Genomic DNA, 26,270 nt, shown 5'->3' with positions numbered 1-26,270 from the left:
CGGCCGGGCCGCGTTCGGCCAGGAGCGCGGCGGCCCGGGGCAGGGCCAGGGCGAACAGGGCGGCCGTGGGCGCGTAGGCGAGGTCGGCGTGGACGAAGCGCGCCGCGAGCAGCTCCCGGGCGGCTTCCATGTCTCCGGCGTCGGGTTCGGCGGTGGCATCGGCGTTCCCCGGCGCGGCGTTCGCGGGCGGGCCTTCGTGGTCTTCCACCATGGCCGCCTCGATGCTCCAGACCGGGAACAGCTCCAGGTGCCGCTCGGTCAGGACCGCGCCCACGGGCAAGACCAGAGCCCCGTCCCGGCGGCGCAGGGGTTCCGCCAGGATCATCCCTGCACGCAACAACGCAAGGGGCACTCGCTGCATCATGTCTTGTTCCTGGGGGGCACGACGGGAAACACTCCTTCTTAAAATAAACCTTACTCGAATCTGTCAAGAAAATCGAGGGAAATCCATCCCGGCTGGATCGCCTCCGCTGTTTCCGAAAGTTTTTGCAATTTTCATGCAGAGCCTTCGGAATCTTCCCCGCCGTCGCCTCTGTACTTTTTCCGCCGCCTGGCTAGGATGCCCGTCGGGAGAACGTTCATGCCGCCGAGCAAGCTTGCCGTCGTCGTCAGTCTCGACGTGGAGGAAGAGGGCCTTTTTTCCGGGGCCTACCCCAGGTCGGGCGCGGGCCTGACCAACATTGCCCACCTTTCCCGTCTGGAATTCCTGCCCCGGGAGTTCGGGCTGCCGCTCACTTATCTGTGCGACTACCCGGTGCTGACCCACGGCCCGAGCCGCGACGTGCTGTCGGACCTGCTCGGCCGGGTCGGCGGAGAGCTCGGCGCGCACCTGCATCCCTGGAACACGCCGCCCTTTCCGGACATGCCCTGGCCCGAGCCCGTGTCCACGGCCGTCATGCCCGTCGAGGTCTTCCGGGCCAAGCTCGAATCGCTCCAGCAGGCCGTGGAGGCCTTCGCCGGCCGCCGCGCCGCCTCCTTCCGCATGGGCCGCTGGAACCTCTTCCGCCGGGCCATGGCCGTGCTGCCGGAAGCCGGGTTCACGGTCGATTCCAGCGTGGCCCCGCTGCGACACGTCCGCGGCGGGCCGGACCATTTCCTGGCCCCGGCCGATCCCTATTGGCTGCGCCCGGCCGGGCCGGGCGGCCCGCGCCTGCTGGAGGCCCCGACCACGCAGCTTCCCCTGGCGCCGAAAAGCCCAAGGCTCCTGCACGCCCTGGCCGGACGGCTGCCGGGCCGGGCCAGGGACGCCGCGCTGGGGTTTTTCATGAAAACCATGACGCTCGGCGTCAACCCGGTCTGGATGCCGGAACCCACCATGCGCCTGGCCGTGCGCAGCCACGTCCGGCGCGGCGGCCGGGCCGTGACCATGTTCTGGCATTCCTCGGAGCTTCTGCCCGGGGCCAGCCCGCATTTTCCGGACAAGGCGGCGGTGGACGGATTTCTGGCCAAGGTCCGCCGCTTCGCCGTCTGGCTGCGGCGGACCTTCGACGTCAGGGGGGCGACGCTCGGCGAATTGGCCGGGCCGGACTTCAGCTGGCCGGACCGCAGTTCGGGGACTCGTCGGCGTAGTACGGGGGATTGGGGCTAGACAGCCCCCGGCCGTTCCTGTCGAAGATGGGGTACTGCTTGCGGCCCCACTTCTGCAGGCGGAACTGCACCGAGGTCTGGAGCACGCCGATGCCGTAGGTGCAGCTGCGGCGGAAGTTGATGGACGAGGCTTCCTCGAAGTACTTCGTCGGGCACGACACCTCGCCGATGCGGTAGCCGAAGTAGATCGTCTGGGCCAGCATCTGGTTGTCGAAGACGAAGTCGTCGGAATTTTCCCACAGCGGCAGGGTCTCCAGCACTTCCCGGGAGAAGGCCCGGTAGCCGGTGTGGTACTCCGAGAGCTTGGCCGAAAGCAGCAGATTCTGGCTCAGCGTCAGGAAGCGGTTGGACACGTACTTGTACAGGGGCATGCCGCCGCGAAGGGCCGTGCCGCCCAGGATGCGCGAGGCGATGACCGCGTCGTACTCGCCGCAGGTCACCAGGTTGGCCATGGCCGGTATGATCTTCGGCGTGTACTGGTAGTCCGGGTGGACCATGATGACCACGTCCGCGCCGGTCTTGAGGGCCTCGGCGTAGCAGGTCTTCTGGTTGCGGCCGTAGCCCCAGTTCTGGTGATGGCGGAAGCAGCGCAGGCCGAGCTTTTGCGCCTGCTCGATGGTATTGTCCCGGCTGCAGTCGTCGACGAGGATGACCTCGTCCACGATGTCCTTGGGCACTTCGGCGTAGGTCCGTTCGAGGGTGGAGGCCGCGTTGTAGGCGGGCATGACCACCACCACTTTCTTTCCGTGCATCATGGGGTGTTTGCTCCAGGGGGGTCGCCGGATCGCGTTCGAAACGGCGGAGTGCGCCGCGCATCCGTACCCGCGCGGCCAAACGAGGCACTAATCCCGAAATCGGGGTCTCTGTCAACCGTTGCCTTGGCCGTACCCCGCCGGCCGCTACAGGCGCTCCCGTAGCGACAGCCCGAGCGCCGGCGGGGCGAGGGTCGGCCGGACGAGCACGTCGCCGTCAGGGCTTGCGGCCGCGACCGGCCCCTGCGGCAGGGGCAGGCCGGCGAAGCCCGTGCCGGCCAGGGTCACGTCCAGGGACAGGGGCGTTCCCGGCGCGCTCCACAGGCGAGCGCCGGCCCCGGACAGGGCGAAGCGCAGATAAAGCCTGTCCGCCGGCTGGGGCAGCCGCACCTCCCGGGCCATGCGCATCTCTCCGCCGTACCAGAAGAAATCCCCTTCGCTCCTGAGCTCTCCCAACGGTTCGTACCGGGACCCGTCCGTGGAATAGGCCACGGTCACCCGGTTGTGCCCGGTCCCGTCGGTGAGCACCTGCGGGTACCAGGCCAGGCGGAAGGCCTCGATGGGCGCGGCCGTCCCGGCCTCCCCCGGCGGCGGCGTGACGGCGTAGGTGAAAAAGCAGGGGGCGTCGCCGGAGCAGGTCAGCGCCGGTTCGCCGGGTGCGGCGGCCACGGCGTCGGCGACGAAGGTCTCGTCCAGGATGCGTGGAAGCGGGCGGTCGAAGGTCGGGGAAAAATGGAGCAGGCCGCGCCCGTCCGCGCCGAGCAGCAGCCGGGAGCCGGCCGGCCCGGCCACCGGCAGCTGGACCTGGGCTTGGCCGAACCGAAGCGTCTGCCCGGCCACGTTTCCGGCCGCAATGAGCCCCTTGGCCGTGACCGGCCGGCCGAAGCCGGGGAGCAGCTCGCGCGGCGCGGCGGCGAGACCGGCCAGGGGATGGCGCAGACCCGGGTCGAAATAGCGGACCCGGACCGCGCCCGTGGCGTCGGCCACGGTCGCCACCGGCGCGTCGTCCGGGTAGGCGCGCAGGTAGGCGGCCAGGTCTTCGGGGCCGCCGAGCCGAAGGACCGGGTCGGGCGCGTCGGCGAAGCCGAAAAGCGTCGCGCCGCCCAGGGCCGCCCGGGCTTCGCCGAGCCCGGGCAGCACGGGCGTGTTGGCGGCCACGGCCGCCGCCCGGCGCTGCCAGAGCGCGGGCGCGCCGGGCGGCAGGCGCACCTCGGTCGGCGGCGTCACGCGCAGGCCGGCCAGTTCCAGGAAACCGTCCACATGGCCGGCGACGATTTCCACGGCCAGAAACGTCAGCCCCGTGGCCGGATCGGGCGGCGGCAGGGCGACGTCGAGGTCCAGCCGGTCGCGGCCCGGGCCGAAATCCCGGGCCGTGGCCCGGGCCGCGGGGGAAAGCCGCCCCGGGTCGGTCCCGGTCAGGACCGTGGCCCCGGCCTCCGGCAGGCCGGCCTTGCCCGGGCGAAGGGCCAGGGTCACCCGGACCGGAGCTTTCCCGGCCGTGCTTCCCGGCGGCAGGGCGAAGGCGAAGACCGCCCGGCCGGGCAGGCGGCAGTCGTACAGGGCCAGGGTGGCGTAGCCCAGGTCCGGGGCCAGGTTTTGGACGGCGAACACGTCGGCGAAAAAGGCCAGGTCGGAAAAATCCGCCGCGTAGGGGACGTCCAGGGGCAGCGGGGCGCGGTTGACGGCCCCGCCCCTGGCGACGTCGGCCCAGAAGGTCTCCCTGACCGGCACGAGGCCGGGCAGGGCGCGCCGCTCGGTCAGATCGTGGGGCGTGAGCAGGAGGAAGCGGCGGTAGGCCCGGTCGGAGAGGCTCGCGGCCGTGCGGAAGGTGTCCCCCAGATACCACTCGGCGATGATCTTGAGGTGGCGGTTGCGGTAGAAAAAGAGCCAGTCCGCGCCGTCGCGACGGATGGCCAGGTCGGCGAGCGCGCTTTTGATGCTCGGGCTGTCGCGCTTGACGTACACGGGCAGGGCCGCGGCCATGGGCCAGCCGCAGCCGAGCGCCAAGGCGGCGGCCAGGACCGGGGCCAGGACCGCCGGCGGGTTGGGCAGGAACCGCCCGGGCAGCGCGGCCAGGGCCTCGGCCCCGCCGGCGGCGAGGTAGGCGTAGAGGAAGAACAGGTTGACCAGGTAGCGGATGGAGACGTCGATCTGCGTCGGCAGGGCGGCGGCCATGGCCAGGGCGCAGCCGGCCCAGACCGCCAGGGCGGCCAGGGACCGCCAGCGCCCAAGGAGCAGGTGGCGCGCCAGCCCGAGCGTCGCCAGGCCGCCGAGGATCGCCGGCCAGGGCAGGCCCGACTGGTCGTGCATGGCGGTGAAGGCTCGCAGCACGGCGGAAAAGCCGGCCGAGGCGAAGCGGTCGCCGGTGGGGCCGTCGCTGTGGATGGTGCGCACCTGGAAGAGGTGGCCGGGAACCCAGGGCAGGTAGGCCAGGACCACCAGGCCGGCGGCCAGGGCGGCGTCGCGGCAAAGCCGCCGGGCGGCCGGCCTGTCGGCGCGCCAGAGCAGGGCCGCCCGGCCGCAGACGATGAGCCCCTCGGCCGCGAAGGTGGCCGAGGCCAGGTAGGAGGCGTAGAACATGGCCGCGTTGGCCAGGACGAAGCCGGCCCAGTCGCGGCGGCGGCCCGAATCCATGGCCCGCAGCAGGAAAAGAAATCCCGCCAGGGCGCACAGGAGGTACAGGGCGTAGGGCCTGGCCTCGCGGGAATAGTGGATGGGGAAAAGCGACACGGCGCAGACAACGGCGGCGGCCAGTCCCGTTTCCCGGGAGAAAAGCCGCCGCCCCAGCAGCCAGACCACGGGTATGGTCAGCGTGCCGGCCGCGAGGCTCGGCAGCTTGACGGTGGCGTCCGTGGCCGGAAGGACCCGCAAGGCGGCGTGGACCAGCAGGTGGAAAAGCGGCGGCGAGGAGTCGAGGCTCACGTCGCTTGGCCCCTGGAAGGCCAGGGAAGGCAGCATGTCGGCAAGCGGCCAGGCGGCCCGGCCGAGGGTCACGAATTCGTCCCACCACAGCCCCACTACGTCCAGGGCGAAAAGGCGCAGCCACAGGCCAAGAAGCGTCGCCGCGCAAACGATCGCCCATTCCCAGGCGGCCGGCGCGGGCAGGCGCGCGTCCCTGCCCATGGTCATTGGCCCGCGCCCCCGGACAGGTTGGCCTCGATGGCGGCGCGCTCGGCCGGGGCGAGCTTTGCCGCGGCCTCGTCGGCGGCCCGGGCGGCCAGGGCCTTTTCCTCGGGCGTAAGCCCCGGCTGGCGCAGGGCCCGGCCGAGCCGCCAGCAGGCCCAGTAGGGATCGGCCGGCGCGCCCTGCCCGCGCAAAAGCGCCAGGCCCATGGCCAGGTCGCCCTGGGGCGAGCCGGCGGCGGCGGCCTTGGCGAACCAGGACAGGGCCAGGGTGGGGTCGGGCCGGCCCGACCGTTCCGACCGGCCGGACAAGGCCAGCTGGCCTCTGGCGGCGGCCGCGCCGGCGTCGCCGGCGGCGTGGGCCGCCGCCAGGCAGGCGGCCGCCGCCCGGGCCTTGGCCGGGTCCGTCGTCGCCGGGTCGAGCAGGCCGATGGCCGCCCCGATCATCTCCTTGGCCCCGGCCCCGGGGGGCAGTCCCGGACAGGCCGCGGCCAAGGCCGCGGCGGGCGCGAGCAGGCAGACGAGGGTCGCGGCGAGGCGGCGTGAAAACGCGGGCATGGGCTAACGGGCGCGTCCGCCGTTTTTGGCGGCGGCGTTGTTGAGCATGCGCACGAAGATCTCGCCGGAGCTCGAGGCGAACACAATCTTGCGGCCGCGCTCGCCGCCCACGTTGGAAGCGGTCACCCGCAGCCCCAGGTCGGCCAGGGTGGCGAAGGCGACCTCCACGTTGCGCCGGCCCACGGACATGTCCTCGGCGAAAAGCGCGCTGGCCCCGCCGAAGACCTTGCATTCGATCTCGCCGAGCTTGGCCCCCCGCATCTCCAAGCGGCGCGCCACCGTGGCGATGGCCGTGTCCACGAACTTGTAGGGCGTCTGGTCCGGCTGGTGGAGCCGGTACTCGGAGGCCTTGGGCAAAAGGGCGTGGAAGATGCCGGCCAGGCCCCGGCGCGGGGCGAAAAACGTGACGGCCACGCACGAACCGAGCACGGTGTGGGCCATGGTCGGCCGTTCGTAGACGCCGCCCTGGGCCACGTTGAGGAAGGCCAGGGCATGGTCTGGAAAGCGTTCTAGAAGGCCTTGCATGAAAATTCTGCGTCTTCGGCGTCGTCGCCGAGGGGGTTGTCGTGAAGGCCCAGGCTGACCAGGGCCTCGATGAGCGTTTGCGGCGTGAAGGGCTTGGTGACGTAGGCCTGGGCCCCGGATTCGAACTGGGCCCGCATCATGTTGGCCGGATCGTCGAGACTCGAGAGCATGACGGCCGGAGTGCGCCGTTCGCCGGTCAGGCCCCGGGCGGCCTCGATGCGCCGGATGCCGGACAGGGCGTCGTGGCCGGAGAGCACGGGCATGAGGATGTCCATGACGATGAGGTCGAAGGGCTCGTTTCGACCCAGGGCGTTCTCGAAGAGCTGCACCGCTTCGCGGCCGTCGGCGGCTTCTTCTGGCGTGAAAAGCCCTTCCAGGGCCTGGATGATGAGGAAGCGCTGGTAGCGGCTGTCGTCGACGATGAGGGCGCGCGGCATGGTTCGGCTCTCCGTCATGTTTGGGGTTGGGCGTCCGCCGCGGCTTGGCGTGCGGCGCGCAGCAGTTCCGGGACATCCACGACCAGGGCCATGTCGCCGGCCTCGGTGACCGTGCCGCCGAGCACGCCCGGCACCTTGCCCAGCGCCCGGCCCAGGTGCTTGAGCACGGCCTGCTTGCGGCCGAGCACGCTGTCCACCACGAGGCCGGCCCGGCCCTCCTCGCGGCGTACGGCGACCACGTGGGAGCCGGACGGGGCCTGACCGTCCAGGCCGAAGAAATGGCGCAGGCAGACCAGCGGCATGGCCTGGCCACGCAGGTCCATGACGCCGCGTCCCTGGCGCAGGGACGTTCCCGGCGGCAGTTCCAGACATTCCTCCACGTAGTCGAGGTGGAGGTAGTAGGTTTCCTCGCCGAGGCCCACTTCCAGGCAGTCGATGATGGCCAGGGACACGGGCAGGCGGATGGTGAAGACCGCGCCCTCGCCCGGGGAGGAGGCCACGTCGATGCGGCCGCGCAGGGCGGCGATGCCCTCGCGCACGGCGTCCATGCCCACGCCCCGGCCGGAGACCGCGCCCACGGCGTCGGCCGTGGAGATTCCCGGCAGGAAGATGAGCTCCAGGGCGGCGTCGGCGTCGTAGGGCCGGGCCGGGTCGAGGCGGCCGGCCTCCACGGCCCGCTGCCAGAGCTTGCGGCCGTCGATGCCCGCGCCGTCGTCGCGGATGGCGATGACCACGTCGTTGCCCTCCTGGCGGGCCGAGAGGGCGATGGCCCCCCGGCGCGGCTTGCCGAGGGCCGCGCGCACGTCCGGGGCCTCGATGCCGTGGTCCACGGCGTTTCGCAGCAGATGGATGCAGGGCGTGTTGAGCTGCTCGATGACGGCCTTGTCGAGCTCGGTGTTCTCGCCCTCCATGACGAGCTCCACGTCCTTGCCGAGCGCGGCGCAGGCGTCGCGCACGAGCCGGCGGTACTTGGGAAAGCTGACCTTGATGGGCAAAAGGCGCAGCCCCAGGACCTGGTCGCGCAAAAGCGCCGCCAGGCGCTCGACCTCCTCGGCCACGTCGCGCAGTTCCGGATCGACCCGACGCTGGGACAGGGAGGCCAGGCGCGACTGGGCGATGCCGAGTTCGCCCACGCGGTCGACCAGGATGTCGAGCTCGCGGGCCGGGATGGAAAGCTTGCGGATGCGCTCGTCGACGGGCGCGTCGCCGCCGGGGGCTTCACCCGCAGCGGGTTCGGCGGCGGGGGCGGAATCGGAGACCGGGGCGGCCGCGTTCCGGGTCGGCGGCGTCGCCTGGAGCAGGGCGGCCATGCGGGCCGTTTCCCGGGCGATGTCGCCGTGGCGGGCCTTGGCTGCGTCCTCGACCATGGCCCGGATGACGTCGAAGACGGCGAGCAGCTCGCCGACGAGGCCGCGTTCGATGGGCAGACGGCCCTGGCGCACGGCGTCGAGAACGGATTCCACGGCGTGGCACAGGGCGGCCAGGGGAGCGGCCCCCACGGCCCCTGCGTCGCCCTTGATGGTGTGGGCGGCGCGGAACACGGCGGCCACCTTGGCTTCGAGCACGCCCGGCCCGGCGGACTCCAGGTCGAGGATGGCCGCTTCGATGCCGCGCAGCTGCTCCAGGCAGCTTTCGGCGAACAGTTCGAATATTTTGTCGTCTTCGGCCATAGCGGGCTCGGTCCGGAGCGTTGCGCGAGAGTACGGTCCAACCGCCCCGGAGGCAAGGGCCCGAAGCTTGGCGGCCTACATGTAGCCGAGGTCCGACAGCTCGTCGGCGATGCGCGCCGCCGCCTCGCCGTCCGTGCCGGCGGCCGCGGCCGTGGCGGCGGTCGCCGCCGCCACGGCCGGGGGCCGGGCGGCCAGGGTTTCGGGCGTGAAGGCCGTGGCCAGCACCCGGCCGTCCATGTTGTCCGGCACGGCCTCGCCCAGGGCGTAGAGCAGCGTCGGCGTCACGTCGGGCATGGCCGCGTCGGCCAGGGCGACGCCGGCGGCCACGCCCGGGCCGGCCAGGGCGAACACGCCGTGCTGCTCGTGGCGGCCGCTCCACTTGTGGGACGCGAAGAGCCCGGTCGGCGCGCCCTGGCCGTAGAGCGCGATCTCGTGGGGCACGAGCACCTGGTAGCCCGGGCCGCACAACGTCACCACGTCCGGCGCGTGGGCCACGGCCTCCCCGGCGTAGAGCTCCTCCCGGGCGTGCACGGCCAAAAAGGGATGCTCCCCGGTCTCGGGATCGACGATGGCGGTGAGGCCTTCCTTGAGCCGCCGCGTCAGGGCCTCCCGATCGCCCTGCCCCACCAGGCGGGGATTGAAGAAGATGCCGCCGGCGATGCCTTCGGACACGCAGGCCGAGCGCTCCCAGTCCACGATGGCGGAAAAGAGGTTGTTGATGCGGGCGTGGGCCCTGGATCGGGCCTTGCGGCGCGCGGCCAGCACCGAGGCCGGCAGCACGGCCTTGGCCAGGGCGGCCGCCGCCCGGCGCAGGGGCGAGGGCCGGCGGCCGGCCAGGGAGGCCAGGTCGCCGGAAAGCACGAGCAGACCCTGGTCCATGAGCCAGCGGTTGAGGAAGATGGCCCGGCGCAGGGGGCCGGCCCCGTGGTCCGAGACCAGGGCCACGGCCGTCTCCGGCGGACAGGCGGCCACGATGCGGCCCAGGGCGGCGTCCAGGCGTTCGTACACCGCCTCGATGGCCCGGCCCAGGCGGGCGTGCAGGGGATGGGCCGGGTCGCGGTAGGCCCAGAAGAAGTGCTGCACCCGGTCGGATTCCATGAAGACCGAGCAGAAATAATCCAGGGGGCGGCGCGCCATGAGCCACAAGGTCAGCTCACAGCGGGCGTCCACGCCGGCCAGGAGGTTGTCGAGGTAGCGGGCCGGGTCCGGGTCCATGGCCGGCGAGTCGCGGCAAAGGCCCGGGCCGAAACGGGCCTCGATCTCCGCGCGAAGCTCTTTCGGGTGCACGAAGTCCTCGGCGTCGGAAGGAGTGAACATGCCCGGCACGACGAAGCCGTCGATCGGCTCCGGCGGCCAGGTCACGGGCACGTTCACCGCCCCGGCCGGACGGCCGCGTTGGGACAGCACCGCCCATATCGGCGCGGCCCGGCGCATGGCCGCCGAGACGAAGCGCACCTCGTGGGTCTGCGGATCGAGGGTCAGGGCGTCGAAGACGCCGTGGCGGCCCGGGGAAGTCCCGGTGGCGAAGCTGGTCCAGGCCACGGGCGTCACCGGCGGCACGGTGGAGCACAAGGGGCCGTGGACGCCCTTTTCGAGGAGCGCGGCCAGATGGGGCATGCGCCCGGCGGCGATCAGGGGCTTTATGACGTCGAAGGTGGCGCCGTCCCAGCCGACGACCACCACGCGGGCGGCTTTCATGGACGTTCTCCGGGATCGCCCGCGCCTTGCGGCCGGGGTTTGGCGACGGAGCGCAGTTCCGCCAGATCGTGGGGGCCGAAGCCCTTGAGGCCCACGAGCACGGCCAGGTAGACCAGCGTGCCCGAGGCCGCGCCGAGAATGGGCGCGTGGCGCAGCAGCATGCAGGCCCCGAGACAGGCCCCGCTGGCGCAAAGGACGCGCACGAGCGGCCCCAGGGCGTGGGGCCGGTAGCTGTGGCGGGCGGCGAAACGGGTGGAAAAGATCAGCAGCCAGACGTAGGAGCAAAGCGCCACCACGGCCGAGCCCACGGCTCCGTAGCGCGGCACGGCGTAGATGTTGCCGGCCACGTTGAGGGCCAGGGCGGCCGAGGCGTAGTACAGGGCGTAGCGCTGGCGGCCGATGGCCACGAGCACGTTATTGACCAGCATGTCCAGCGCCAGGGGGGCCAGGGCCAGGGCGAGCAGGCGCAGGACCATGGCCGCGCCCTGGAACTTCTGGCCGAACAGGAGCACGCAGGCCGGCTCGGCGTAGTAGGCCAAAAGGATCGAGGGCAGGGCCATGACGTGCAGGGTGTGGCGGAAGATCAGACGGAAAAGCCGCCTGGCCCCCAGGGGATCGATCGGAGCCAGGCGGGAGAGCGCCGGGAACACGGCCAGCATGAGGGCTTGCGGCAGGATCTCGAGCTTGAGGATGAACTCGTGGGGGGCCTGGAAGTCGGCCACGGCCGCGGCGTCGGCCAGGAAGGACAGCACCAGGGTGTTGGCCCGAAACAGGTTCTGGTGGAAAAAAACGCCGAGCCCCACCACCGAGGCCGCGCCGAGCATCCGCCAAAGCTCGGCCCGGGAAAAGCGCAGGGACGGCCGGGTCAGGTCGCGCCAGACCACGCGCCAGGCAAGGGCCGCATGCAGGCCGGCGGCCAGGGTCAGGCCGGCCAGCACGCCCGTGTAGCCAAGTCCGTGCCACAGCGCCCCGCCGACCAGGGCCACCGAAGCCAGCCCCGACACGATGGACAGGGGCGGCTCGTAGCCCATGCGCTCGTGGGCCTGGAACACGGCGCAGCCGAGCTGTCCCAGGGACCGGCAGGCCTCCAGGCAGAAGGCCAGGGCGAGCCCCAGCCGGGCCTCGGGCCCGTAGTCGGCGAAGAAGCCGGCCACGGCCAGGGCCAGGCCGCACAAGGCGACGAGGCAAAGGCGCAGGAGCAGGGCCTGGCCGACTATGGCCGGGGCCTCGTTTCGCCGCGCCGCCATCTCCCGGATCATGATCTGCTGGATGCCGCAATAGGTCATGGCCGCCGCCGCTCCGGCCATGGCCGTGACCGAGGCGTAGGTTCCGTAGGCGTCGAGGGACAGCCACCGGGCGGCGGCCAGCAGCACGAAGAAGCCGCTGGCGATCTGGATGACGCGCGATGAAATCAGGGCCAGGAAGTTGCCGGCCAGGGAGCGGGGGGGCGGCGTCACGGGGAGGGGGTCTCCGGTTGGGGCGTGGCGGCGTTACTTGGGCGCGTCGAGGTCCACCGTGACGTCGCAGCGCATGCCTTCCTTGATGCGCAGGTCGGGGTTGGGCAGGGTCATCTCCAGCTCGTAGAAGGACGGCTGCTGCAGCATGGCCGGCTGGGCCACGAAGTCGATCTTGGAGATGGCGGTCTGGAAGGGCTGTCCGGGCAGGCCGTGGAAGACCACCGTGGCCTTGTCGCCGACCTTGAGCTTCTGGGCGGCTATCTCGTGGACCGAGGCCCGGATGATGATGGGGTCCAGGCGGCCGATGGAGATCAGCGAGGCCTGCTTGCTGAAGGCCATGCCCGGGATGAGGCTGGAGTTGGTCCACAGCACGTAGCCGCTGGCCGGGGCGCGGATGTAGCCCACACGAGGCAGCTTGTGGATGTCCTGGTCCTTGCCGTACTTGGACTTGGCGATGATGACCGCGTTGTCGTAGCGCTGCTCGGCCAGGTCGCGCTTTTCCCGGAGAGCGTCGCGCTGGAGCATGAGCGCTTCGATTTCCTGCTGGTTGTAGCGCACGGTGTTGGGGGCCACGGCGTGTCCGGCGGCCTGGTTTTCCAGGTCGGCCTGCAGCTGGCGCACCAGGGACAGCTGGTTTTCCACATAGGCCAAGGCATGTTCCGCGTCGTTGAGTTCGGCGCGGGAAAGCGTCTGCTTCTCGGCGATGAGGTTCTCGAGGGGCATCTCGTAGGTGATGAGGATCTGGTCCTCGGACACGGGGTCGCCGACCTTGAGCGGGGCCGAGAGGATGAGCAGCCGGTCCATGGTGGAGCCGAGCTCCGTGGCGGACTTCTGCTCGTTGCTCTGCTCCTTGGGCAACTCGTAGACGTTGGCCGTGATGCCGCTGCCCTGGGCCTTGCCCTTGTCGGGCTTGGAGATGAAGGGCCAGGTGATCTCGTACTTGATGGGGCAATAGCTTTTGCCGAGGAAGGTCAGGGTCTCGGCTGCGGCCGGGCCGGCCAGGCACAGGGCCAGGCACAGGGCCAGGGCGGCGAAAGGTCCGGCGGAAAAACGGGTGGATGTCATAAGTCGCCTGAATGCTGTAGGGGTTTTGGGCCGGCGACGCGCCATTGGCGACCGCCGGAACTTGGCGCAATGGCTCTTACACCATAACCCGGTGGACCACAACGCGCCGCCCCGCCTTGCGGTCGCCCCGGAAATCCCGTACCAGGAAGCAGTTTCGAAACCTCCAGGAATTCCCATGCCGGCAGCCTGCCTGTACCCCACGTTTCGCGGCTCCGACCGCGGCCTTGCGCTTGGTGCGCGTCCACGAAACCCGCATCCGTGCGCTTCGACGACGCCATGCTGAAACTGTCGCGGCATCCCGGAAAGGGCGCGGGCATGTCTCTGAGGGCCATTCTCCTGGCGGCCTGCGGGCTGGCGTTGCTCGCCTGCGCCGCCTGCGTCAAGCCTTCGCCGCCGCCGCCCGCAACCACGTCCAGAAGCGCGCCGGACGGGGTCGCCGTCCGCCGGGCCATGCTCGGCTACGGCGACGAGGTGACCGTGGCCGTGTGGCGCAACGACGACCTCAAGACCTCGGCCCGGGTGGACGAGAACGGCGACATCTCCCTGCCGCTGGTCGGCGAAGTCAAGGCCGGCGGGCGCACCGTGGCCGAGCTGCGCACGGAACTGGCCCGGGTGTACGGCAAGTACGTCGTCGATCCGCAGGTGACGGTTTCCGTGTCCACCCTGCGCAGCCAGACGGCCATCGTTCTCGGCGAGGTCAAAACCCAGGGCGTGGTGTCCGTGGACCACGACATGAACCTTTTCGAAGCCATCGCCAGAAGCGGCGGGTTCACCGACAACGCCGGGAAGTCCATGGTGGTGCTGTTGCGTCCCGAGGGCGACCGCCCCCGGGCCTACATCCTCGACATGCGCCTGGGCACGTCGGTCGGCCAGGGCGTGGTCGGGTTCAACCGCTACCTCGAAGGCGGCGACATCCTCTACGTGCCCAAAAGCACCTGGGCCACGGTGGAGGAATTCATGGGACATATGACCTCGGCTTTAAACGCCGTCATCAACGCCGAGCGCTTCGTCATCTTCATGCCCCAGTTGCGCGACGCCGTGAACGACCTGTTCAAGGGGCCGGTCACGACGTCCACCACCATCATCAACAACCAGTCCCAGCCCGTGGCCGGCGAGGTGTTAAGCAACAGCCAGGGCGGCGTCTTCACGGTGCAATAGTGGAACTCCGCCAGCTTCTCGCCGTCCTGTGGCGTCGCCGGGCGCTCATGGCCTGGACCTTCCTGGCCGTCTTCGGCGGACTGCTGGTGCTGACGCTCCTTTGCGAGACCCAGTACGTTTCCTCGGCCAAGGTCTACCTGTACCATTCCTCCACCAAGGCCACGCTGCTCGGGCGCGCCTCCCTGGATTCGGCCATGGTCAGTTCGGCCTCGCTCACCGACACCGAGCGGGCCACCTACGAGGACCTGGCCGTCACCGTGCCGGTGGTGCGGCCGGTCATCGCCGAACTCGACCTCATGCGCAAGCGCAAGTCGCTGCAAACCCTGGAATTCATACCGTTCGTGCGACTGGTCATCGGCCATTTCTGGCCTCGCCTGGGGCTGCGGCCCATGACCTACGAGGAGCTGACTAACAAGTCCCTGGTCCATGTCGTTTTCCCCAGGCCCTATCTCAAGGCGGCCATGATGGAGGATTCCGACATCCTGGAATTCTCCACCTCGGCCTCCTCCATGCGGCTGGCCATGGACCTGGCCAACGCCGCGGCCAAGTCCTTCGTGGCCCGGGAAACGGCCATGCGCCAGGACGAATGCCGGACCGTGGCCGAGGCCGTCGCCCGGGAGCTGCCCAAGGCCCGGGCCGCCTACGAGCAGGCCCTGGCCGAGCAGAAGGAGGTCCGGCGCACCGAGAAGATCGTGGACCTGACCAGCGAAGGCCAGCAGCTGGTCTCGCGCTACTACACGCTCTCCTCCGACCGCGACGCCAACCGCCTGAGCCTCATCCGGGCCCAGGGCATGCTGGCCAACGTCAAGGCCCAACTGGCCAAGCGGCCGGAATTCCGCAAGACGTCCGAGTCCACCCAGCGCTCCTCGCTCATCGACTCGGTCAAGCTCACCCTGCGCGACCTCTACCTGGACCTGGCCGCGGCCAAGACGCGCCTGACGGCCGAGCATCCGGCGGTCAGGGAAATCGAGAACAAGATCGAGGAAGCCAAGCGCATCATCAAGGGCGAGTCCCAGAAGGTGTTCGGCTCGGAAACCGTGTCCACGGATCCGACCTACAGCTACTTAAGCGAACGGGCCGCCGAGTACGCGGCGCAAGTGGCGGGCTACGAGTGTCAGGACGAGGCCTTCGCCGCGCTGCTGGGCGACGTGGAAAAAAAGGCCGACGCCTTCCCCGGCCGGGCCGCGGCCTCGGCCCTGGTGGCCGTCCGGGTGGATGCCAACCAGACTTTCGTGTCCAACCTCAACCAGATGGAGGCCATGGCCAAGGTCGGCGAGGGCATGGACCTGTCCATCGCCCATCTGGTGGAGCCGGCCGAACTGCCGGGCAAGATCGACGACTACATGCGGCCCAAGATTTCGCTGATGCTGGCCGTGGGCATCGCCGCCGGGGCGTTTCTGGCCGTGATTGCCGCGTTGATCGCGGCCTGGACCGACGACGCGGCGGGGTCGCGCCCGGCCCTGGCCGAGGCCGGCACGCGGGTGCTCGGGGCCGTGCCCCGGCGCGGCGCCGTGGCCCGAAGCCAGGCCCTGCGCCGGCTGCGCGAGGTGCTTTTCCCGGCCGGAACCGGACCCGGGACGTCGATCGTCGTGGCCGGGGTCGACGAAGGGGACGGCGACGCGCCCCGCCTGTGCTGGGACCTGGCCCTGGCCGTGGCCCGGTCCGGCGCGCGCACCCTGGTCGTGGACGCCGATCTCTGCCCGCCCCAGCCTTCCGGGCTGGCGGCCATGGCCGGGTTGCCTTCGGGCCCGGGCCTGGCCGAGGCATTGGCCGGGGAGATCTCCCTGGAATCGGTGCTGGTGCCGGGGCCGGAACCGGAGCTTTTCCTGCTGCCGGCCGGCCGGTCGCTGTCCGTGGCGGCGGCGGACCGGCTCATGGATTCGCCGCGGCTGGGCGCGGTCCTCGCGGAACTGACCGGGCGCTTCGACCGGGTGCTCGTCTCTTGCGCGCCGCTTTCGCGCTCGGGCGACGCTCTGGCCCTGGGGCGGTCCGCCGGAGAGGTGCTGCTCGTGGCCGGGCTTTACCGCACGCCGGTCGGGGTCGTGGCCGAAGCGGCCGAGGCCTGCCTGTCCGCCCTGGGGCGCGAACCCCTGGCCGTGCTGTCGGGCGTGCCGGCCGACGACCTTACGCCCCGCGAGCAGTGGCGGGCCATCCGGGCGCGCCTGCGCCGGGGGCGCGCCGCCCGGGCCGCCGGCTGATCTCTTTCGTTACAATCCGCTCACGTCCACGCCGCGCTCGACCGCGATGCGCGCGCGCAGCCTCTCCAGCCGCGCCGTCAGGTAAGCCAGTTCGTAGGTCTCCGGCAGTTCGTGGAAATCGGCCATGTCCGGGTCGAAGGCGTCGAGGTCGATGACCACGCGCTCGGCCACGAGGCGCACATAATCGGAATAGCTCGGGAAATCCAACGGCTTGCCCGGGGCGCGCAGGCTTCGGGCAAAGGCCAGGGCTTCGGCGTAGGCAGCGGAGTCGAAGATGCCGGGGTCGGGCTGGGGCATGTCGGGTTCCTTCTGGTGCGGGCGGTCGCGGTCAGGGCCTGGGATCGGCCCAGGCCACCACCACCGTGCGGCCGCCCGGGGCGCGGAAGCGGTAGGCATAGGCCCCGGGGGCCAGGGACAGGCGTTCGGGCCTGGGGTCGCACCCGGCCAGTTTGGCGCAAAGTCGACGATAGGTAAAGAAGGCCAGCTTGGCCGCGCCGTCGGGTCGGTCAGGGCTCACCCGGGGATCGGTGGTGAGCCCGACGTGGTCGAAGACGTCGCCGCGAAAGCGGAAACCCTCGCGCACCATGGCCCAGAAGACCTTCTGCACGCCGAGCGACAGGGCGAACACGCCGCGCCGCACCAGTTCGGCCGCCTGCTCGGCCTCGGTCTGGGGCGGCAGGCCCGGCGGGGCGGTCGGCGCGCCGCTGTAGGTGGCGGTCTCGGTCATCCACAGCGGCACGCGGGCGAAACCCGTGGCGTCCAGGGTCCGGCGCGCGGCGGCGGTCATGGCCGTAAGCCCCCGGTAGTCCCCGGCCCGGCCGAAGGCGTGCAGGTCGAAGATGTCGAAGCCCTTTCCGTGCAGCGCCTTGAGCAGCGGTACGTAATACGTTTCGAAATTGCGCGGGAAGTCCTCGCCCGAAACTCCGGCCAGGAGCACCTTGGCCCCGGGGTCCGCCTTCTTGATGAGCCGTTCGGTGCGCAGCGTCAGGGCGGCGAAGCCGGCGGCGTCGTTTCGCGCCCGGGACAGGTCCAGCTCGTTTTCGAACTGCCAGTAGGTCACCCGGGGCGCGCCGGCCGGGGGGCTCGCGCCGTAGCGACGGACCAGGGCAGTGACGAAGGCGTCGTAGGCGGCCGGCGGCGGGCCGAGCTCCCAGGAGCCGTCGGCCTTGACGGCCGGGGGGCCGGGCTGGCCGGGGGCGCCGCCGTGGCCGTCCTGGCGCAGGCGCGCCGGCAGCATGATGGTGAGCATGGCCCGCATGTCCGTGCCCATGGCCGCGAGTTGGGCGTCCAGGCGCGAGAAGTCGAACCGGCCGGCGGCGAGGTCCGCGTCGGACTGGATGTCCACCCACCAGGCCACGCCCCGGTGCCAGCCGAGTCCCAGGTCCCGGGCCAGGGCGAAGGGCGGCGTCTCGCCGCGGAAGGTGGCCGGGTGCGCGCCGAAGGGCGAGGCCAGGCGTTCGCCGGGCGTGGGCGGCGTCTCTCGGGGCTTCTCCTCGATGTAGACCGGCGTTTCCGTGAGGGTGAGCGCCACGCGGCCGCCGGCGGCCGCGACGACCGTGGCCGGGAAGTCCGGCGCGCCCGAGGCCGTGTCGGGCACGGCCGGGGAGACCGTCAGGCGCGGGGCCGTGGTCGGCAGGAAGACGGCGAGGCGCGCCCGGGGCATGGCCGGGCCAGGGACCGGCGCGCCTTGTCCGGGGCCGGGAACGGCCGGCGGCCCGCCCGCGTTCGGCGGTGGAAACGCGCCCGGGGAAGGCGGCCCGGCGGCCGCACCCGGGAACGGTCCCGGTCCGGCCGGCGCGCCCTGCGCCGTTGCCGGGCCGTCCAGGCGGCCGAGGGTGCCCAGGGCGAGCAGGCAGGGGGAGAGCAGCGGCGGCAGGGCCTCGGGCCGGCCGGCGGCCAGCTCGCGCATCATGGCCGCCAGGGAGGCCGGCGGGCAGATCTGCTCCAGGCCCGTGAACGCGCCGGTCAGGCGCATGGCCCCCAAGAGGTCCTGGAGTTCGCGCAGCCGGGCGGCGGCGTCGGCCGCCGTCGCGGGCTCGGTCCGTTCACGGGCGGCAAGCCGCCGGGCCTGGTCCAGGAGCATTTCCGGCGCGGGCTGGGCCGGGCAGGGCGCGGGGGCCGCCAGGGCGGCCAGCAGGCACGGGACGACCAGCCAGGGGAGGCGTGGGCGATGTCGCATGGGCGACCTCCATCGTGGGGCGCGGCGCGTCCGCCCCGGGAGCGGTCCGGGCGACCCGCAGGGCGGCGGCCAGGACGGCGACGTAGAGCCAGGCGAAACGGGACACCGGCGAGGTCAGGTCGTGGTCGATGGCGCTGTGCATCCCGAGCTCGGCCAGGGCGGCCACGGCCACGGCCGTGAAGAGCAGGCGCGCCTGCCCGGGCGGGGTCCGGCGCAGGGCCGTGACCGTGGACCCGGCCAGGACGGCCAGCCCCAGGAGGCCGGTCAGGCCGCCCAAAAGGCCCAGGTCGAAGAAGAACGCCAGCCAGAGGCTGTGCACCTCGGGCTCGCGGGTGTGCCAGATGAATCCCCCCGGCCCCAGGCCCAGGAGCATGAGCTCGGGCCGGTCGGCCATGACCGAGAGGGCCTTTTTCCACATGCGGAAGCGCGCCCCCGAGCCGCTGACGTTGGACGTGGATTCGCTCTTTTTCTTGGCGGAGAAGATCAGCGGCCCGTCGTAGCCGAAGCCGACCAGCATCCGGTCGATGAACGACGGCTTGCCGACCAGGATGGCCACGGCCAGGGCCAGCACGAGGAGCGTCGAGCGGCTGAGGAGTTTTTCCCGGGTGGGCCGGTGCAGGATCATGAACGCGCCGGCCGCGCCGCCAAATCCCAGGATGGCCCCGCGCGAGCCCGAAACCACCACGAAGGTGAGAAAGGTCAGCGACAGGAGGCCGAAGAGGACGCGGGGAATCCGGCGGCAGCGCACGGCCAGTCCCATGGCGATGAAGGTGGAAAAGACCAGGAAGCCGCCGGCCTGGTTGGCCGAGCACAGCCCGCCGATGCGGCCCCAGCGGGCCTCGGAGAACAGTTCGAAGTTGAGCTCCACGCCGCTGGCCAGGTGCAGCGTGCCGGCCCAGTCGTACTGCGCGGCGCAGACCATGGTGGCGCACACGATCACGGCCGAAACGACGACGGACAGGCAAAGCGCCCGCAGCCGGCCGACGTCGGACACGGCCCCGACGATCAGGCAGAAGAAAAGGACGTTGCTGGCCAGGGTGGCCAGCTGCCCCAGGCCGAAGAGCGTGTGCGGAGCCCAGGCCAGGGCGAGCAGGTGCAGCGTGCCCACGGCGGCCACGAAAGGAAGCAGCACGGAGAGATTCTCGCGCCGCACAGGCCGACGGCGTCCTCCGTCGAGGGCCGCCCGGACCAGAAAGCCCAGGCAGACAAGCGGAATGAACAGCATGGCCGGGAAGAACTGGGTGACCACGCCCGGGGCGTGGACGATCTTGAGCGAGGGCGTGCCGACGAAGAGGACGGCCGTGGCGCACAGCAGCCCGGCGAAGGGGAAAAGCGCGATCAGGACCGCGACGACCAGGGCAACGGCCCCGGCCGCCATGCGCCAGTCATGGAAGAGCGCCGCGCCGAGCGCCGCCGCCCCGGCCAGGCAGAGGACCGGGATCACCCGGGGCAGGTTGTTTCGGGAGCGTTCCATGGCCGCCGACCGTCCGCGCCGGGGCTAATACCCGGGCCAGCCCGGATAGCCCGGGCCGTAGTAGGGACCACCCGGGGCGGGGCGCTCCCGGGGGGGAGAGGCGGTTTTTTCGGACTTGGCGGGCTTGGCCGTCTTGGCCGCGCCCAGGGCCTCGACCCTGGCGGCCAGGGCCTTGACCTCCCCGGCCAGCCGGTCCAGGGCCTTGGCGTCCTCCCTGGAGGGCTTGAGGCCTTCGAGCTTGCCGGAAAGGCCGGTCACGGCCTGGCGCAGGCCGGCGATCTCGGCTTCCACGGCCTCCACGTCGCCGCAGGGGGCGGCGGGCGGCAGGGCGCGCACCTCCTGGTCCAGCACGGCCATGGCGGCGCGCAGGCGCTCCTGGGACAGGCCCAGCCACAGCACGCCGATCAGGTTGAGGACGAGGGCGATGACGCCGGCCGCGGCCAGGCGTCCCCAGGGGAATTCCCGTTTGTCCATCGCCTCGTCCTCCATGGCGTCCGCCGGTCGGCGGAGGCGTCCTACAGCCTGGGCAGGGTCTTCATGGTGCGGATGTTGTACCAGCGGTCCTCGTCGGCCAGCTTGCCCGAGGCGAAGGCCTCGGCCACGTCGCGGATGCCGTCGGCCACGCCGAACTTGGGCGAAAACCCCGTGGCCAGCAGCTTGTCGGAGTTCTGGCGGTAGGAGCGCGGGTCGTTGGACGGCTTGATCTCGATCTCGGCCGGGGCGACCTCGACGATCATTTTGGCCAGGTCGAGGATGGAAATGTTTTCGAACCCGGCGTTGTAGATGCCGGTGTGCCTGTCGCCGGTGTCCAGGAAATGCAGGAACACCCGCACGATGTCCTTCATGTGGATGTTGGGCCGGGTCTGGTCGCCGCCGAGCACGGTGATGTGCTTCTTGGCCAGGGCCTGCATGGTCAGCAGGTTGACGGCCACGTCCAGGCGCATGCGCGGCGAGTAGCCGCAGACCGTGGCCGGCCGGATGATCTGCAGGGCGAACTTGTCGGCGTAGCTTAAAAGGACGCGTTCGCTGACCATCTTGGTCTTGTTGTAGTCCGAGATGGGCACGCAGGGCAGGTCCTCGGTCACTTCCGGCTCGTCCTTGACGCCGTAGACCGAGCCCGAGGAGGCGTGCAGGAACTGCTTCACCCCGCAGGCCACGGCCTTTTCGGCCATCTTCATGACGGCCAGGCAGTTGACCTCCCAGGTCAGCTTGGAATCCAGGTCGCCGCAGGGGTCGTTGGCCACGTTGGCCAAGTTGATCACCGCGTCCATGCCCTCCATGGGCACGGCGTCGATGTCGCGGGTGTCGCCGGTCACGGCCGAAAGCTTCGGGTGCTCGGGCAGGTGGCGGCCGAACCAGCCGATGTCGAAGGCCGTGACCTCGTGGCCGCGGGCGAGCAGTTCGGGCACGAGCACGCTGCCGATGTAGCCGAAACCGCCGGTAACGAGTATGCGCATGCGTCTTTTCCTTTTGTGCGAAGTGGTGGCGACGGCGTCGCGTCCCCGGCCCATACACCATTTGCCCTGGGGCCGCCAGACATGCTACCGCCCGGCGACCGTGGGGGGGGAGAGCGCCATGCGAATGCTGCGCGACGCGCTGGTCTGGGGCTACTGGCATCCGTTCAAACATCTGGTCTGGACCCTGCCGGACGGCGCGGCCCACGCCCTGGCCAGGGGGCTCGGCCGCCTGCTCGGGCGCGTGCCCAACGCCCGGCTCGCCGGCATGGCCGAGGCGGCGCGCTACGTCCCGGGCGTGCCGGACGATGCCGCCGTCCGGTTGGCCCTGGCCCGCAAGGCGCTGGTGGAATTCTGCCAGACCGACCTCGAGGTGCTGCTCTTCCCCAGGCTGACCCCGGCGCGCACGGCGGCGCTGGCGGCCATCCGGGGCCGGGAACGCCTGGACGCCGCCCTGGCCGGCGGGCGCGGGGCCATGCTCGCCTTCGGCCACTACGGGGCCAACCAGATGATCATGGCCGCCATAGGCCACGCCGGCTACCGCATGTGGCAGCTTTCCGCCCCGGCCTTGGTCCTCAACGAGAAGCTGCCCGAGGCCCGGGGCGCGCTGGTGCGGCGCACGCGGGAGCTGCGCTGGGAGCACGAGCGCACGCTGCCGGTCAGGCACGTAAACGTCTTCGGCGGCCTCAAGGAGGCCTTCGCCTGCCTGCGGAGCGGCCATGTGCTGGGCGTGGCCGTGGACGGCGGCGGCGGCGAGCGGCGGGCGGCGGTGCCGTTCCTCGGCCGCTCGGCCGCCTTTTCGCTCGGCCCCATGGAGCTTGCCGGCCGCACCGGCTGCGCCGTGCTGCCGTGCTTCATGGAGCGCGGCGACGACGGCCGCCTGACGCTTCGCATCGAGGAGCCCCTGCCGGACGTCGGCCCCTCGGCCGAGGAGGCCGGGCTGGCCACGGCCCGCCTGGCCGAGCGCCTCTCCCGGGCCGTCGTGGCCAACCCCAGCCATTACCTCTACTTCCTGGCCTTTCGCCTGCTCATGGCCCGGGGCGGCCACGATCCCTTCTTCGTCGAGGACCCGGAGGAGCGATCGTCGGCGTCCTAGGCGGCGTCCGGGCTTTCCTTGGCCAGGGCCGCCGGCGCGGCGGCGGGCTCCAGGTCGCGGGTGAGCCAGCCCGAGCGCATGGCCGTGAAGAGCCCCCACAGGGTGATCCACGACAGACCGAACACCCAGAAGAAGCAGTAGCCGACGCCCCAGACCAGGCCGAACAGGCCGCGCTCCCGGAACTGGTAGACGACGGCCGGCACGGCGGCGGCGATGAGGCTGCCGACGACCAGGGCCTGCGCCCCGGCGAAAGGGGCCAGGCACAGCCCGGCCAGGCTGGCCGCCTTGACGATCTCCGTGGCCGGCAGCATGAGCAGCTCTGAGATCCCGGACAGGCGCACCCAGCCGCTCCCGCCGTCGCCATGGCGGAAGCGGCGCGGCAGGAAGCGCAGCATGACCAGGCATTCCCGCACGTTGCTGCGCGCCCAGCGCAGCAGCATCCGGTACAGCCCCCGATAGCCGGCCGGCACGTTGGTCAGCACCACCGCGTCCTTCTGGTAGTCCACCCGGAGGCCCTGGCCGAGGATGATGTTGGTCAGGGCCCGGTCCTCGCCGATGTTGGCCGGCCGGCCCATGAAGGTCTGTTCGGCCCAGGCCTCCATGGCCGGGGCCAGGGCGCTGGTGCGGTAGGCGGAAAGGGCCCCGGGCGTGCACAGCACGCCGCCGTAGGTTCCCTGGCCCCGGCGCAGGAAGTCGAAGGACATGGTGAAGGACACGTCGAGCATCTTGGGGATGGCCCCGTCGCCGCGGTTGAGCACCCGCACGTTGCCGGCCACGGCCCCGGTGCGCGGCGAGGCGGCAAACGGGCTCACCAGATGGCGCAGGGTGTCGGACATGACCAGGCAGTCGGAGTCGATGGTCACGAAGACCTCGCCGCGGGCCTGGCGGAACCCGGCCAGCAGGGCATGGCGCTTGCCCATGTTGCGGGGCTGGCGCAGCAGGCGCAGCCGGGTGGGGAACTCCTTGGCTCCGAGCAGCATCCACTGCCAGGTGTCGTCGGCCGAGCCGTCGTCGATGCACAGGATATGGAGCTTCTCCGCCGGGTAGTCGCTGGCCATGACCGAGCGGATGGTTTCGAGCACCTGCCGGCCCTCGTTGTAGGCCGGGATGACCACCGTGGCCACGGGCAGGGCCGCGTCCGGCGCCGGCGGGCAGGAGGCGTAGCGCCAGGCCATCCAGACCCGCCACAGGAGCAGGAAGGCGGCCAGGGGCGAAAGGCCCACGCCCAGGCTGGCGTACGGGATCAGATCGTCATAGGTGGCCAGAAAGGCCAGGGATTCCTCCTCGCCGAAGGCGACGGCCATGGCCGAACCGCTGGCCAGCGCAGTGACGACGACGAGGACGAGATAGATCAGGTCGATGTGGGTATAGCTCTTTTTCATGTCTGTTTCTAAACCGTAATGAGGGTTTGCGGCGGCGGGGACGGGCGGGCCGACTGTGACGGGTACTCCATAGAGGATGCGTCCAGGAATGCAAAATTACAGTTTTGTGCGGTCCTGAATCTTTTGGAAGGCGTTCGCGGCAAAAGAAACAGGCCGGATGACCACCTGTTTTCGTATGTCGGGCTCAAGGAACGGATACGGGAAGGGCGAGGCTGGAAGAGTGCTTACGTCCCGGCGGTGGAGGTGCGTCCGGCCACCAGGGCCAGGCGGGGCTTTCGGGTCGGGCCGGCCGGCAGCGCCTCGCCGCCGGCGCGGCGCATGTCGTCGATGAGCCCGGCGAGCACGCCCGACTGGCCGCGCAGCTCCTCCAGGGCGCCGACGGATTCGGTCATGGCCTCGGCCGTGTCCGTGGAGATGCGGTTGATGCCGTCGATGGCCCGGCTGATCTCCTCGCTGGCGGCGGACTGCTCCTCGCTGGCGGCGGCGATCGAGGAGACCTGGCTGGCCACGGCGTCCACCAGGGAAAAAATCTGGCCCAGGGCGTCGCCGGAGTGGCGGGCCTTGAGCGTGGTCTGGGCGATGCCGTCCACGGCCCTCTCCACGCTGGAGACGGTCTTTCGCGTCTCCTCCTGGATGCCGGTCACGGCCTGGCCGACCTCGCGGGTGGCGACCATGGTCTTTTCCGCGAGCTTCCTGACCTCGTCGGCCACCACGGCGAAACCGCGTCCGGCCTCGCCGGCCCGGGCCGCCTCGATGGCGGCGTTTAAGGCCAGGAGATTCGTCTGGTCGGCGATGTCCGAGATGACCCGCATGACCTCGCCGATGCCGTCCACGCGCCGGCCCAGTTCGTCCATGTCCTGGGTCAGGCCCCTGGCCAGGGCCTGGACGCCGTCGATGCCGCTGACCACCTCGGCCACGGCCTTGGCCCCTTCCTCGGCCTTGTCCCGGGCGCGCCTGGCCGCCTGGGAGGCGTCGTCGGCGTTTCGGGCCACTTCCAGGACCGTGGCCGCCATCTGCTCCATGGCCGTGGCCGTCTCCTCGAGTTGGCGGGACTGGGCGCGGGCCCCCTCGTTGGAGGCGTCCACCTGGTTGGCGATGGCGTGCATGGCGTTGTCCAGGGCCGCGGCCACGGCCATCAGGCTGCCGGCGGCGGCGAGCATGTTCTCCTGGCGTTTTTGCATGTCGTCCTTAGCGGTTTCCGCCTCGGCCTTGCAGGCCAGGGCGTTTTGGGCCTCGCAGCGCGCCTGCTCGCTGGTGGCCCGGCTTTGCGCCACGAGCCTGGCCAGGCTTTGCACCATGTCGCTGACGTGCCGGGCCAGGATGCCGATTTCGTCCTTTTGTTCGATGGCCAGGGTTTCCTCGAAGTCGCCTTCGCTCGTGCGCATGGAGAAATGCAGGAGCTTGCGCATGGGCCGGGTGATCTGGCGCGAGACGTAGAGGGAGAAAGCGATGGCCGCGGCGAAGACGGCCAGGGACAGGAGGCCGACGCCGACGAGGGCCTGGCGGATGGCCGCGTTGGCGGCCGTTTCGGTTGCGGCCACCTCGTCGCCCGCCAGCGCGGCCAGGCGTTCGATGACGTCCCGGTGGGAAAGGTAGGCCGGGCGCAGGACGTCGAAGAAGACGCCGCGTGCCTTGGCGGCGTCGCCGGCGGCCACGGCGGGCAGGAACTCGCCGAAGGCCGCGTCGTAGAATTTTCTGGCCGGGGCGTAGGCCGCCACGGTCAGGAGCTCCTTGGCCTTGGCGCTGATGAGGCTTTGCCGCCAGAAGACCTGCCGGTCTTCATAATCCTCGCGCAATCTCTTGAGCTTGTCGGTCAGGCTGGCCACGGCGGACGGGTCCCGGCTCTCCAGGATGTCCATGGCCGTGGCGTAGCTTTCGATGATGCATTCGGGCGGCGGCAGGATGTCAGCGATGAGGTCTTTGTTGCGCGTGATGTCCGCGTAGACCCCGCCGTTGACCACGATGCCGCCCAGGCTTCGGTAGGAAAACACGCCCAGGACGACAAAGGCCACGGCGAAGATGCCTATGATGGAAAAAAGCTTTGTCTTGATGCTGCAGTTTTTCATGGCGATCCTGTCCTCGCTTTGGTGGCCGCCGGCGTTTCCCGCCGGCGGGGCGTTCCCGACCGCGCCCGGCGCGGCCAAGGGACCTGTTGGCTCGATAACGACCTAATTCCCCGATTTCGGCAAAAACACGTCGGCTGCGTCACGAGTGCGGGCAAACCGAAAATTTACGATAATGATTTTCATTATCATAATAAACCGGCGACCGCAAGGGGTTTCGTCAAGGTTTTCGGTCCGGGGAAGGAGCGGGGTCGGGCAACCCGGTGCGTCATTTCTCCCTGGCCATACCCGGGCCGGGCGGCGGGCCGCCCGGCAGGCGACGCCCCGTACCCCCACGCCCTCTACGCCGCCAAGCGCGGCGGCAAGAACAGGACCGTGCGCGCCGACCACCCGGC

At 70.9% G+C, this 26,270-nt stretch carries 19 protein-coding genes and 1 pseudogene; 4 read left to right on the top strand and 16 right to left on the bottom strand.

Going from position 1 to position 26,270, the window contains the following annotated elements; all coding sequences use genetic code 11:
• A pseudogene (locus tag Q1K70_RS16015) lies at positions 1-364 on the bottom strand (HDOD domain-containing protein); the annotation flags it as partial.
• Between the two features lie 216 nt (positions 365-580).
• Between Q1K70_RS16015 and Q1K70_RS16010 the strand changes: the two are divergent.
• A complete protein-coding gene (locus Q1K70_RS16010; RefSeq protein ID WP_300161547.1) occupies positions 581-1,588 on the top strand; it encodes a hypothetical protein in 1,008 nt (335 codons plus the stop codon).
• On the opposite strand, the gene Q1K70_RS16005 is transcribed toward Q1K70_RS16010, so the two are convergent.
• From Q1K70_RS16005 to Q1K70_RS15965, 9 genes are all read right to left on the bottom strand, one after another.
• Positions 1,530-2,342, bottom strand: a complete 813-nt coding sequence (locus Q1K70_RS16005; RefSeq protein WP_300161545.1) for a glycosyltransferase family 2 protein — start codon at positions 2,340-2,342, stop codon at positions 1,530-1,532. The two genes, Q1K70_RS16010 and Q1K70_RS16005, sit on opposite strands and share 59 nt — an antisense overlap.
• A 144-nt stretch (positions 2,343-2,486) precedes the next feature.
• Entirely contained in the window at positions 2,487-5,468 is a 2,982-nt protein-coding gene (locus Q1K70_RS16000; protein ID WP_300161543.1) for a glycosyltransferase family 39 protein, read from the bottom strand.
• Positions 5,465-6,019 (bottom strand): hypothetical protein, encoded by a 555-nt coding sequence (locus tag Q1K70_RS15995; protein ID WP_300161541.1) that lies wholly within the window; start codon positions 6,017-6,019, stop codon positions 5,465-5,467. The genes Q1K70_RS16000 and Q1K70_RS15995 overlap by 4 nt, the downstream gene beginning before the upstream one ends.
• Before the next feature lie 3 nt (positions 6,020-6,022).
• Positions 6,023-6,544 carry a chemotaxis protein CheD gene (locus Q1K70_RS15990; RefSeq protein ID WP_300161539.1) on the bottom strand — a complete coding sequence of 174 codons (522 nt, stop codon included), beginning with the start codon at positions 6,542-6,544 and terminating at the stop codon, positions 6,023-6,025.
• Positions 6,529-6,981 (bottom strand): response regulator, encoded by a 453-nt coding sequence (locus tag Q1K70_RS15985; protein ID WP_300161537.1) that lies wholly within the window; start codon positions 6,979-6,981, stop codon positions 6,529-6,531. The genes Q1K70_RS15990 and Q1K70_RS15985 overlap by 16 nt, the downstream gene beginning before the upstream one ends.
• Before the next feature lie 14 nt (positions 6,982-6,995).
• Positions 6,996-8,651 carry a chemotaxis protein CheA gene (locus Q1K70_RS15980; protein ID WP_300161535.1) on the bottom strand — a complete coding sequence of 552 codons (1,656 nt, stop codon included), beginning with the start codon at positions 8,649-8,651 and terminating at the stop codon, positions 6,996-6,998.
• 75 nt (positions 8,652-8,726) lie between these two features.
• On the bottom strand, positions 8,727-10,349 hold the full coding sequence (locus Q1K70_RS15975) for an alkaline phosphatase family protein (protein WP_300161533.1): 1,623 nt from the start codon (positions 10,347-10,349) through the stop codon (positions 8,727-8,729).
• Positions 10,346-11,806: an oligosaccharide flippase family protein gene (locus Q1K70_RS15970; protein ID WP_300161531.1), complete on the bottom strand. Its 1,461-nt coding sequence runs from the start codon at positions 11,804-11,806 to the stop codon at positions 10,346-10,348. Before Q1K70_RS15970 ends, Q1K70_RS15975 begins: the two co-directional genes overlap by 4 nt.
• A gap of 33 nt (positions 11,807-11,839) precedes the next feature.
• On the bottom strand, positions 11,840-12,871 hold the full coding sequence (locus Q1K70_RS15965; protein WP_300161529.1) for an efflux RND transporter periplasmic adaptor subunit: 1,032 nt from the start codon (positions 12,869-12,871) through the stop codon (positions 11,840-11,842).
• Positions 12,872-13,186: 315 nt separating this feature from the next.
• On the opposite strand from Q1K70_RS15965, the gene Q1K70_RS15960 reads away from it, so the two are divergent.
• Complete coding sequence (locus Q1K70_RS15960) at positions 13,187-14,029, top strand: polysaccharide biosynthesis/export family protein (protein WP_300161527.1); 843 nt, start codon at positions 13,187-13,189, stop codon at positions 14,027-14,029.
• Complete coding sequence (locus Q1K70_RS15955; RefSeq protein ID WP_300161525.1) at positions 14,029-16,227, top strand: polysaccharide biosynthesis protein; 2,199 nt, start codon at positions 14,029-14,031, stop codon at positions 16,225-16,227. The genes Q1K70_RS15960 and Q1K70_RS15955 overlap by 1 nt, the downstream gene beginning before the upstream one ends.
• A gap of 9 nt (positions 16,228-16,236) precedes the next feature.
• On the opposite strand, the gene Q1K70_RS15950 is transcribed toward Q1K70_RS15955, so the two are convergent.
• The 4 genes from Q1K70_RS15950 to Q1K70_RS15935 form a co-directional block, all read right to left on the bottom strand.
• Positions 16,237-16,524 carry an exonuclease V subunit alpha gene (locus Q1K70_RS15950; RefSeq protein WP_300161523.1) on the bottom strand — a complete coding sequence of 96 codons (288 nt, stop codon included), beginning with the start codon at positions 16,522-16,524 and terminating at the stop codon, positions 16,237-16,239.
• Between the two features lie 1,748 nt (positions 16,525-18,272).
• Complete coding sequence (locus Q1K70_RS15945; protein WP_300161521.1) at positions 18,273-19,880, bottom strand: O-antigen ligase family protein; 1,608 nt, start codon at positions 19,878-19,880, stop codon at positions 18,273-18,275.
• 24 nt (positions 19,881-19,904) lie between these two features.
• The gene (locus tag Q1K70_RS15940; protein WP_300161519.1) at positions 19,905-20,369 is read right to left on the bottom strand and encodes a hypothetical protein; all 465 of its coding nucleotides are present in this window, start codon (positions 20,367-20,369) and stop codon (positions 19,905-19,907) included.
• Positions 20,370-20,395: 26 nt separating this feature from the next.
• Complete coding sequence (locus Q1K70_RS15935) at positions 20,396-21,337, bottom strand: SDR family oxidoreductase (RefSeq protein WP_300161517.1); 942 nt, start codon at positions 21,335-21,337, stop codon at positions 20,396-20,398.
• A gap of 118 nt (positions 21,338-21,455) precedes the next feature.
• Here Q1K70_RS15935 and Q1K70_RS15930 point away from each other — a divergent pair, with 118 nt between their 5' ends.
• Positions 21,456-22,430, top strand: coding sequence for a lysophospholipid acyltransferase family protein (locus Q1K70_RS15930; protein WP_300161515.1), 975 nt, complete (start codon positions 21,456-21,458; stop codon positions 22,428-22,430).
• Here the strand turns inward: Q1K70_RS15930 and Q1K70_RS15925 are convergent.
• Positions 22,427-23,812, bottom strand: coding sequence for a glycosyltransferase (locus Q1K70_RS15925; RefSeq protein WP_300161513.1), 1,386 nt, complete (start codon positions 23,810-23,812; stop codon positions 22,427-22,429). The genes Q1K70_RS15930 and Q1K70_RS15925 overlap by 4 nt on opposite strands.
• A 224-nt stretch (positions 23,813-24,036) precedes the next feature.
• Positions 24,037-25,878: a methyl-accepting chemotaxis protein gene (locus Q1K70_RS15920; RefSeq protein ID WP_300161512.1), complete on the bottom strand. Its 1,842-nt coding sequence runs from the start codon at positions 25,876-25,878 to the stop codon at positions 24,037-24,039.
• Positions 25,879-26,270: the final 392 nt, after the last annotated feature.

The sequence above is a fragment of the Solidesulfovibrio sp. genome (assembly GCF_029978005.1).
Lineage (GTDB): Bacteria > Desulfobacterota > Desulfovibrionia > Desulfovibrionales > Desulfovibrionaceae > Solidesulfovibrio.
The sequence above is the reverse complement of the archived record's forward strand: the minus strand, read 5'-3'. Positions and strand labels throughout refer to the sequence as shown.

Bases quoted from the DNA above. Each gene is read 5' to 3' on its own strand.
- Q1K70_RS16010 (WP_300161547.1), top strand. From the start codon at position 581: ATGCCGCCGAGCAAGCTTGCCGTCGTCGTCAGTCTCGACGTGGAGGAA.
- Q1K70_RS16005 (WP_300161545.1), bottom strand. From the start codon at position 2,342: ATGATGCACGGAAAGAAAGTGGTGGTGGTCATGCCCGCCTACAACGCG.
- Q1K70_RS16000 (WP_300161543.1), bottom strand. From the start codon at position 5,468: ATGACCATGGGCAGGGACGCGCGCCTGCCCGCGCCGGCCGCCTGGGAA.
- Q1K70_RS15995 (WP_300161541.1), bottom strand. From the start codon at position 6,019: ATGCCCGCGTTTTCACGCCGCCTCGCCGCGACCCTCGTCTGCCTGCTC.
- Q1K70_RS15990 (WP_300161539.1), bottom strand. From the start codon at position 6,544: ATGCAAGGCCTTCTAGAACGCTTTCCAGACCATGCCCTGGCCTTCCTC.
- Q1K70_RS15985 (WP_300161537.1), bottom strand. From the start codon at position 6,981: ATGCCGCGCGCCCTCATCGTCGACGACAGCCGCTACCAGCGCTTCCTC.
- Q1K70_RS15980 (WP_300161535.1), bottom strand. From the start codon at position 8,651: ATGGCCGAAGACGACAAAATATTCGAACTGTTCGCCGAAAGCTGCCTG.
- Q1K70_RS15975 (WP_300161533.1), bottom strand. From the start codon at position 10,349: ATGAAAGCCGCCCGCGTGGTGGTCGTCGGCTGGGACGGCGCCACCTTC.
- Q1K70_RS15965 (WP_300161529.1), bottom strand. From the start codon at position 12,871: ATGACATCCACCCGTTTTTCCGCCGGACCTTTCGCCGCCCTGGCCCTG.
- Q1K70_RS15960 (WP_300161527.1), top strand. From the start codon at position 13,187: ATGTCTCTGAGGGCCATTCTCCTGGCGGCCTGCGGGCTGGCGTTGCTC.
- Q1K70_RS15950 (WP_300161523.1), bottom strand. From the start codon at position 16,524: ATGCCCCAGCCCGACCCCGGCATCTTCGACTCCGCTGCCTACGCCGAA.
- Q1K70_RS15945 (WP_300161521.1), bottom strand. From the start codon at position 19,880: ATGGAACGCTCCCGAAACAACCTGCCCCGGGTGATCCCGGTCCTCTGC.
- Q1K70_RS15940 (WP_300161519.1), bottom strand. From the start codon at position 20,369: ATGGAGGACGAGGCGATGGACAAACGGGAATTCCCCTGGGGACGCCTG.
- Q1K70_RS15935 (WP_300161517.1), bottom strand. From the start codon at position 21,337: ATGCGCATACTCGTTACCGGCGGTTTCGGCTACATCGGCAGCGTGCTC.
- Q1K70_RS15930 (WP_300161515.1), top strand. From the start codon at position 21,456: ATGCGAATGCTGCGCGACGCGCTGGTCTGGGGCTACTGGCATCCGTTC.
- Q1K70_RS15925 (WP_300161513.1), bottom strand. From the start codon at position 23,812: ATGAAAAAGAGCTATACCCACATCGACCTGATCTATCTCGTCCTCGTC.
- Q1K70_RS15920 (WP_300161512.1), bottom strand. From the start codon at position 25,878: ATGAAAAACTGCAGCATCAAGACAAAGCTTTTTTCCATCATAGGCATC.